This window comes from Pseudoduganella sp. R-32 (genome assembly GCF_049913245.1).
GTDB lineage: Bacteria > Pseudomonadota > Gammaproteobacteria > Burkholderiales > Burkholderiaceae_D > Rugamonas.
Genome location: NZ_CP183987.1, coordinates 6,540,666 through 6,549,177 on the forward strand (window position 1 = coordinate 6,540,666; position 8,512 = coordinate 6,549,177).

The window sequence follows — 8,512 nt, forward strand, 5'->3', positions numbered from 1 at the left end:
TTTGTCCACTACTAATAGCCAACGCCATATTGTTCGTGCGGCAAGGACAGCCATGCCTCGACCATTGCGTGAAAATTGTCGACTTCCGAGTGGTGCGCCAATTTCGTCAATGCGGCCCGAGCAGCGGCAAAGTTCCAGCCGCTTGAATTTAACGTGAACCACGCCGATGTCAGGTCTCCCGCACTCAAATAGGTCTGGAATAAGTGCTGTTTGTCCGTAGTCTTCAACCATGGGGGACAATCAGGACTGGCCAGAAACGCACGCGCGGTGGTTTCATTTAACTCAAAAGAGGACGCCTGTTTATTAGCAGAACCATTGGCGTTGCTAACGGTTGGAAAACCACCGTCATAACCTTTCGACCCAGAACAGCTTTCCAGTGGCGTGCGTACTGCAAATTCTGGCAGCAAATATAACTGTGTTGGGTCGTCGCCATGAGTTTCGGCAAATTGTTCAATCTGGCCTAAATCAACCCCTAGTTTGGCTGCAAAGTCGGCAACTTCCGGGGTGGATTCATCCGCGAATACAAGCTCATTCAAGACTTCGTATGCTTTGAACTGTTCGCAGGTCCGCGCTATTTCAGATACCACGTAGCCCAACTTGACGTACATCTTGACAAAGCTGGCGTCACGATCAGCGAACCAGTGACTCCAGTAGCCCGTGTAAATCATCGCATCTGGCGCACTCCAAAACGGAATGAGTGCCGGCGGAAAGCCGTAGCACCGTGCAGGCTGTTCGTTTATTCCATTAGGCAGTTGGAGCCTGCCCGTTGCTAGCGCAATCAATTCCTCCGGCATGCCAAGCCCGCCCAATACCTTTTCATACTGTTTCATCTTCCATTCCTTCATCTGCTCGCTGCTAGAATTTTCGGAAGTTCAATGGTCGCAGTCAGGCGCAGGGGATAAAAGCTCGGCATGTGCACACGTTCTGAACCAAGCGGATTTTGCTCAAGCTATCCTCCTGCATGTAATAGCACTTGATGGCACAGAAACATCGTGCGCATCGCTGGCCGCAAGGCGAAGGGCCGCTCGCCCTCGGCAAACCTGGAGTTGTACGACTGGGCAGTGGGATAGATACCGTTGACCAGCAGATGATTATGAGGTCGACAGCAGGCCCGCGCTGATAGGCAGAGGTGCGGAAGACGGCTGACTCGCCGCCATCACATTGAACAGATTGAGCCTCAATATCCGCAAATGGTGCAGCAAGCACGACTTGCGCCGCATGAGCAACCGCTATTGTGAAGTCGCCGTTGAAAGTTGAGCTTGCTGCGCCGATTGCTCCCTGGCGCAGACGCAGGTACTTGTCTGCGATCGTGGACAGCAGACAGCACAACTCAGCGTCCGCAGACCCGGTGTTCGGAACAAAGGACTTCGCGCTTTACACTTCTTCCAACTGTCAAATCCGTTTGCATCCTAGTCGAGATTCTCAACTCTCCTTAGCTTAGTCCGTCATCAATTGTACGCCTGCAAACTGTTTGATAATGTCAATATGAACTCCAAGCTTCAACTTCTGCAAGTTCGCAACATTTGCTTCGCCGCCCAGAGGAAGTACCGGCACAAAGCCGTATACCTCGTCTGGTCCCAGTACTCCAAGCGCGTCCCGAGCAGCTTCAAACATTGGATTATCGTCGTCGTCATCGAAATCAAAGTCTTCCAGACGCATCCCACCGAAAAACATGTCAATTGCATCCTCCATGTTGCCTGAGGCAAGTGCCGAGCTACGGGCCATCACGGCGGCAATTGGGCAACATATCGTGATTACTCGCGGACCATTCTCCCGCGCGCAAAAGAACTCGCCGAAAGCCGAACGCGCAATTATGAAATAGCGGTCCTCAGGCAGCTCGTTCAGCGGCTTTATCCAGCCATCGACTAACCACCCATATTCTTCTGGATTGACAGTCCAGAACATACCTCCGCCATACGAGCACCAGCCTTGGCTTTGCCAAATTTCAAGCAACGAATCTGGCAATATCCCACGGTACTTCTCCAATATCTGGTCAGGAACAGTCGCATATTGCGCTCCGCGGCCGGAGGCCGCCAAGAAAGCGGAATATTCTCTTTTCATTTGCATCCTTTAAATTCGGCCATTATTAATCAGCCCTGTTTCTAGGAACAGGCGTACGTTCATTTGGTGACCGCCATAGCCGGCCTCTTTTGCCTTGGCAGCCCAAGAATCCAAAGCTTCAACGCGGCTGTTCCAAGAAGGACCGATCGACGAGTTGACATTAGCATTTCCCATACGAGTTGGGTCGGCCGAAGTATAACCTCCTGCGACGTTATCCGGCTCATGTAATGCTGCGAGGCCTTTACGAGCTGCCGTTGCCTGTTGCGCCGCCATTTTGTCTATCGCATCATCGCTGAGTTGCGGATTTTCGCGCCTCATACGCTCAGCAATACTTTGCTTAACCTCCCGCTCAAAATCTTTCGTGAACTGTTTCTGCGCCCGTTTCGCATTCGGATTGCGTCCCAGCTTATCGAAGGAATCTCGTGCTTTCATGAATTGATCAACTGTCAAGCTATTCAAAGCATCTTCCTGACCTCGGATCTGCCGTGCGTACTCTGTCAAGAACTCTCGACGTTCCGCGGCAGTCTGCAATGCGCGGAATTTGTCGCCGCCCATTGGATCGAAGACTACTCGCGCTGCATCCCCAGGCACAACCGGACGTGTCGGACCTTCCGCGGCTACACGGCGTCGTGTGTTCTGCACAATTTCCACTTCACCGCAGTCGGCATTGTGAACGAAGATGCGCAACTCACCAACGAAGTAGGTGTGGAACTCGTCAACTTCAATGTTGTGGACGGTTTCCAGCCCTTCTTCTTCCACCAGCGACACCACCACGCGATGTTCGCCGGACGGCGTCAGCAATGGATCGCCTTCACGCAGATCGGCTGCACGTACCCAGCCGTGGCCTGCGATCCAGAACGGGTGTTCATCGGTGGTGCGGATCGTTTCGCGGTTGCCTGCCTCGTCCGCTACGACCAGACGATAAATCTGCTTGTCCTCGATGACGATCGTACGGACCACGGTACGATAGGCAATCTCACCCGTCTCCTCGTGACGCGACAGAACTTGGTCGCCAATGGCCAGGCGGTCGATCGCGCGCAACCCGTCGCGGGTTTCCACAGGCGTACCGGCCACGAAGCAGGCACGGCGCAGGTTACGCACGTCCACGCCATTGACCATCACCGGCCGGCCGGTTTTCGAGACTCCACCAAGTTCGGCGGCGGAAGCTTCACCGTTCATGACAGCTCGGCGTTCTGCCCGATTCAGGCCGGCATCCTGCAGTGCGCGGTTGTGCTCCTTCATGGACAGCTCGAACTTCTGCGGCGCATTGCCTGCCGTCGGAGTTGAACGTGGAGCCTGCGGCGCTTGTGGCGCATGCACCTCAGCACCGCGCGGTGCCGGCGTGCTTGGCGCAGATGCCGGCGTCGGCTCCTGCACTGGCGGACGATACGGCTCTGGTGCGCGTGGAGCGGGGCCTTGCTCGGCGCGCGGCACCTCACGCTCTACCTTTGCCGCATTGGAGCCTGCACGAACTTCACCCAGGGCATTGCGCACTACAGCAGGCGCATCCGCCGCCACGCCACTGCCATTGGCTACCTTTGGCATCTCCGACGCGGCGCGTCCCGGTACAGCCTCGGCGACCTTCCCTCCTGTCACCTCAGTCTGCTCCCACGGATTGCGTGGTGCTGCGCGGTCCGCAATGTTTGCGCGGCTTGCGGCGCTGGCATCGCCAGTGATCGCGGTTGCCGGATTCGGCTCGCCGTTGAGGCGCCCACGGGTTGTGGCGGCCTCACCTACGGCGCCCGACCTGGCTTCCGATGCAGCTGTGCGTACAGCCCCGGTCTCACCTGCGACTTCGCCCGCAGCGGCGCGCGCACCGTTGGCATTGCCAACCGCGCCACGTCCTGCAACAACAGCATCAGCCGCGCCAGCCTCCCCAACCGCCGAGCGCAGGGCGTTTGCCGCTGCGGCGGCTTCCGCACCTTCGCCGGCAATCAAGCCCATCCGGCCGGCCAACGATACCGCCGTTTTTCTGCCCAAGAGCGTGCTATACCGCGTGCTCCTGCAGCGCAACCTGTTCACGCGCTCGCAGCTGGCGCCCACCACCTTTTACCGCATGCTGCGCAAAAACCAGCTGCTCGATGAACCAACCATGCACAAGCAGCGCCTCTCCTTCGCCATGCAGTTCGCCAATGAGTTGTGGCAAGCCGACACGCTGCACGGCCCCAGCATCAAACAGGCCGACGGCCAGTGGAAAAAAACCTTCCTGATCGCCTTCCTCGACGACGCCTCGCGCGTCATTACGCACGCCGAGTTCTTTTACCGCGACAATACGGAGAATATGGTGCAGGCCTTCCGTTCTGCCTTGTACAAGCGCGGCAAGCCGCAGCGCCTCTACTTCGATAACGGCAGCAACTACAGCGCCCGCGAAATCGCCCAAGCCTGCCTGCGGCTCGACATCCACCTGTCGCACGCGCCCATCCGCGACGGCGCCGCCAAGGGCAAGATCGAACGTTTCTTCCGGGGTTTTCGCGACCGCTTCCTGACTTTGCATACCCACTTCGCTTCGCTGGAAGAACTTAACCGCCTGACTCACCAGTGGGTGGAGCAGGAATACAACGCGCAATTCCACAGCGGCATCCAGATGGCGCCCGTCGACCGTTTCAACCTGGACCGCAACCGCATCACCTTCCTGGCCGACGACGCCTTTTCGGCCGAGGTGTTTTATGTCGAAGAGGAACGCAAGGTCAGCAAGACCAATGTCTTCTCGATCAATTCGCAACGCTACGAATGCCCGGTCGACCTGCGTGGCAAGGCGGTGCAAGTGCGTTATGACCGCCAGCGGCGCGACAGCTTCATCGTCTACTTCGCCGGCCAGCGCATGGGCCAAGCCAATGCGCTCGACCTGCACGCCAATGCACGCCTTCGCATGCCGGCGGCAACGGGAGAGCGCACATGATCAAGTCCACATTCGGCCTGACGCAGGAACCCTTCTACCGCAAGGATCCGCCCCTGCTGCCGCAACAAAGCGAAGCGCTGGAGATGGTGCAGATCCATGCCCAGCATGGCGGCTTCTGCGTCGTAGTCGGCGATCCCGGCGTCGGCAAATCCGTTATCCGCCAGCACCTGGAACAACTAGGCAAGGCACGTGATTGCGTGGTGGCCAGCTTCACCCAAACCATGCATACCTATCTTCCGATCCTCAAGCAGTTGGGTGAATCGCTGCAGATCAAAGCCGCGCCCAAGGACATTGAAAAGGAGCTGGTGCAGGCGGCCTGGCGCCATGTACAATCGCAGAAGAACCTGTACCTCGTGATCGACGATGCGCACTTGCTCGATGTGCTTATTTTGCGCAAGCTGCGCCTGTTGTTCGAGCGATTCCCGAGCAAGCATAACCTGGTGTTGCTTGGCCAGCCGGAGCTGCTGCATCGTCTCTCGCTGATGTGCAACGAAGACATCAAGAGCCGCATCAGTTATTCAAAGCAGCTGCTGCCGCTCAATGACGAACAGCTGGCCGCGTTCATCGTGGCCGAACTGGCGGCGGTCGGACTGGGCGCCAACACCTTCGACGAGGCGGCGCTGAACGTCGTATTGCGCGCAGTACAAGGCAACCTGAGGTTGGCACGCAATCTGTGCTACGCCAGCCTGGTGGCCGCTTGCATGGATCGACAGCGTATTTGCACAGTCACCCACGTCAACGCAGCGCTGCAGCAACCGCACTGGCGCTCGCACGAAGCGTTACTCAAGCAGCAGCAAGCGCGCAGCGGGGAGAAAGCGTAGCGCATCCTGCCGGCGCCATCACGCAGCGGGAATCCATTGAAGATGATGGGGGCCAGCCGCGCATATCGTAGCGCGGGGAACTTCGGGTCCCCTTTTTTTTTCAGCGCAGCTACGACACCAAAACGGCAGACGATACGATCTAAGCGTGGCCAGGCAGGGAAAATTCTACGACGTCAAAGTGGAAAAACGCCGCCAATCTCGCCGAAATCGCTCGACGATAATTTGGCTCGCGATACGATGAAAGCGCGGCGCGCAACACTGGCCGCGATGCAGGCGGCGCACGCACATCCACACGCCATTGCCGTCCCAGCACACGACCTTCAGGCGAGTGTGGCGCCGGTTGCTGAACACGTAGGCTGTGCCATCGCATGGTGGGCGGCCCAGCGCTTGCTGCACATGCAGTGACAGGCGATCGCCCCCAGCGCGAATGTCTACTGGCTGGGTTGCAAGCCAAACTGTCGTTGCCTGCAGCTGCATTACAGACCGCGCAGCAGATCGGCCACCCAAGCTGCCGAGGCGCCTGCTGGAACTCGACGGACCAGCTATGCGGTCCGCGCAAGATCAATGCCGGTGCGCTAACTTCCGCCTTAATCACAACAGGCACCAAGGCCGCTACCGCTGGCTCGCTACGACTCAAACGCCGAACCCAGTAGCCGACTTGGCGGATAGGGTAGCCATGCTTCTGCGCAAAGGCCCGCTGCGACATGCCGCTCTCACGCCATAACGCGATACGCTCCAACCACCGCTGCTCTCGTTCTTGATTTGCCATCCGGTTCTCCAAAGTGAAAACCGAAGTTTGACCAGGCCTTGCCAACTTTCATATGTGGTCGCGTTGAGCGCTTACAGGCAATCTGCGATTGGCGCGCAACCTGTGTTATGCCAGTCTGGTGGAGGCTTGCCGGAATAGTCAGCGTATCTGCACCGTCACCCATGTCAACATGGCGCTGCAGCAACCGCATTGGCGTTCGCACGAAGCACTGCTCAAGCAGCAGCAAGCGCGCGGCGGGGGCAAGGCGTAGGGCATCTTCCCGACTTCATCACGCAGCGGGAACACATCGAAGATGAGGGCGGCCAGCCGCGTACGTCGTAGCGCCAGAGGGACTTCGCGTCCCCATACTTTTTCACTGACGCTACGACGCCAAAGCGGCAGGCGATACGATCCAAGCGTGGCCGGCCAGGGAAAATGCTACGACGTCAACGTGGTAAAACGCCGCCAATCTTGCCAAAATCGCTCGACGATAATTTGGTTCACGATACGATGAAAGCGCGGCGCGCAACAACTGGTCAATTCATATCAGCGCCTTTCGATTACACATATCGCTGACCAAGCATCAACGTAGTTCTCGCACCACTTTGACCGCTCCGCTATTTATCTCTAGCTCAAGCAGGAACTGCTGATCAGCCGTCTCAAACACAACTCCGAATCGATGTTCCGGATCCGTATCAGAGGGTTCAAACCAAAGGAAGCTGCCGTACCTCATAACGCCAGCGATTTCCTGAGCGCTTCCCAAAACATAACATTCCCGTCCTTGCGCATCCATGACAGTCAGTTTTGGAGAACCAGCGGCACCACCAATCTGTGGAATTACCGCGACATGCCCCCTGCCTGGCAAAACTTTGGCCAATACGCCATCTGGGTAATCCAGCGCTAACTGCCTTTGGCCAGCCAGCCAAGACACCCTAACAATTTTGCTCGGTGCCCAGCCGAGTTGGCTGAGCGTCTGGAAGGTCATTCCTGGAACGATCTCTTTGCCGTCCTGGCGGAGTTCGATAAATGCGTCAATCAGATCCACGCTCACACTACCTCACTTGGAAACGCCGGCTGCAATGGGAGCCGGCAAAATCTCAATCGCTTGATTGTGTTCATTGGCGACATCCATGATCTGGTTGCCTTCAATAAAAACCATGAAGCCAGCAGGAAGTGCCAGCACCTCCAACAAAGCCGGACGAAGTTGAATTAGCTGGAACGCGTAAATCGCCTCCAATTCAAATTCAGCATTGCTATTACGAATGCCTATAAACCATCCAGAATCATGCTTTTCCGGATTCGGAGCACTTCTTTCCAAATAAATGGATGGCGCCTGAAGCGCTCCGCGAGCCAGCACGATCTTGTCCTGGAACGAAATCTCTGCCGAAGCACAATTGGCGCGCCGTATAAATCCGGTTTGCTGAGACAACAATGCCAAAGTCACGTCCACACCTTCACGCAAATCCACGAAAGGGTTGCGCTCAAAGTCAGGTTCCCATAACGTTAGCGTGCCGTCCGGAGACTGGCCAACCGTAAGCATGGAGAATCCCAACTGAATGCGTTGACCCGCCACTATCGGTCGACCTTGCGCGTGCATGTCTTGAAACAACGAGATTAACCAGGCGACCTGCCCCTTTAACGAAGGCGCCGCCTTCACAGCAAAGGGCTGCTGGCCGATGTAAGCCTGCGTGATTTCTGCTGCTGTTCGCGATTCAAATTGCTGGCGTGCGCCGGCACCAGTAGTTTTAATTGATTCAACACCACCCAGCCTTACGATTCGCACGCCCAGGCCCTTCAGTCGTGTCAACACCGCTGCGGCGAGTTGCGCATCATTAATCTGCAGATCGAAATCACGTCCGTTTGCGTCTCGATAACAAAGCATTTCAGACACGGGGGTCTGTTCAATGTAATAGTCCGCGAGCGTAAGTCCACGTCCGAAAAGATAATCATCGACGTTAGGTAACGGCGTCTGATGTTCCATAG

General features: G+C 56.9%; 8 protein-coding genes and 1 pseudogene. 2 read left to right on the plus strand and 7 right to left on the minus strand.

The genetic code is table 11. The features are described 5' to 3' along the window. Positions 1-11 precede the first annotated feature (11 nt). The 3 genes from ACN9MU_RS30085 to ACN9MU_RS30095 all read right to left on the minus strand — a co-directional run bounded on the left by ACN9MU_RS30085 (position 12) and on the right by ACN9MU_RS30095 (position 4,005). A complete protein-coding gene (locus tag ACN9MU_RS30085) occupies positions 12-830 on the minus strand; it encodes a hypothetical protein (RefSeq protein ID WP_426319507.1) in 819 nt (272 codons plus the stop codon). Positions 831-1,437: 607 nt separating this feature from the next. Beyond that, entirely contained in the window at positions 1,438-2,061 is a 624-nt protein-coding gene (locus tag ACN9MU_RS30090) for a GAD-like domain-containing protein (RefSeq protein ID WP_426165672.1), read from the minus strand. 9 nt (positions 2,062-2,070) lie between these two features. Continuing rightward, the gene (locus ACN9MU_RS30095) at positions 2,071-4,005 is read right to left on the minus strand and encodes a polymorphic toxin type 15 domain-containing protein (RefSeq protein WP_426165674.1); all 1,935 of its coding nucleotides are present in this window, start codon (positions 4,003-4,005) and stop codon (positions 2,071-2,073) included. Positions 4,006-4,045: 40 nt separating this feature from the next. Here ACN9MU_RS30095 and ACN9MU_RS30100 point away from each other — a divergent pair, with 40 nt between their 5' ends. Together ACN9MU_RS30100 and ACN9MU_RS30105 are read left to right on the plus strand one after the other, a co-directional pair. Further along, entirely contained in the window at positions 4,046-4,960 is a 915-nt protein-coding gene (locus tag ACN9MU_RS30100; RefSeq protein ID WP_426165676.1) for a DDE-type integrase/transposase/recombinase, read from the plus strand. After that, positions 4,957-5,781, plus strand: a complete 825-nt coding sequence (locus ACN9MU_RS30105; protein ID WP_426165678.1) for an ExeA family protein — start codon at positions 4,957-4,959, stop codon at positions 5,779-5,781. The genes ACN9MU_RS30100 and ACN9MU_RS30105 overlap by 4 nt, the downstream gene beginning before the upstream one ends. 165 nt (positions 5,782-5,946) lie before the next feature. On the opposite strand, the gene tnpB is transcribed toward ACN9MU_RS30105, so the two are convergent. The 4 genes and pseudogenes from tnpB to ACN9MU_RS30125 form a co-directional block, all read right to left on the minus strand. After that, entirely contained in the window at positions 5,947-6,258 is a 312-nt protein-coding gene (tnpB, locus tag ACN9MU_RS30110; RefSeq protein WP_426165680.1) for an IS66 family insertion sequence element accessory protein TnpB, read from the minus strand. Positions 6,259-6,322: 64 nt separating this feature from the next. Continuing rightward, positions 6,323-6,550, minus strand: a pseudogene (gene tnpA, locus ACN9MU_RS30115) (IS66 family insertion sequence element accessory protein TnpA); the annotation flags it as partial. A 562-nt stretch (positions 6,551-7,112) separates the two neighbouring features. Further along, entirely contained in the window at positions 7,113-7,574 is a 462-nt protein-coding gene (locus tag ACN9MU_RS30120; RefSeq protein ID WP_426165682.1) for a hypothetical protein, read from the minus strand. A 12-nt stretch (positions 7,575-7,586) separates the two neighbouring features. Next, the gene (locus tag ACN9MU_RS30125; RefSeq protein ID WP_426343865.1) at positions 7,587-8,510 is read right to left on the minus strand and encodes an immunity protein Imm33 domain-containing protein; all 924 of its coding nucleotides are present in this window, start codon (positions 8,508-8,510) and stop codon (positions 7,587-7,589) included. Between the last annotated feature and the right edge of the window lie 2 nt (positions 8,511-8,512).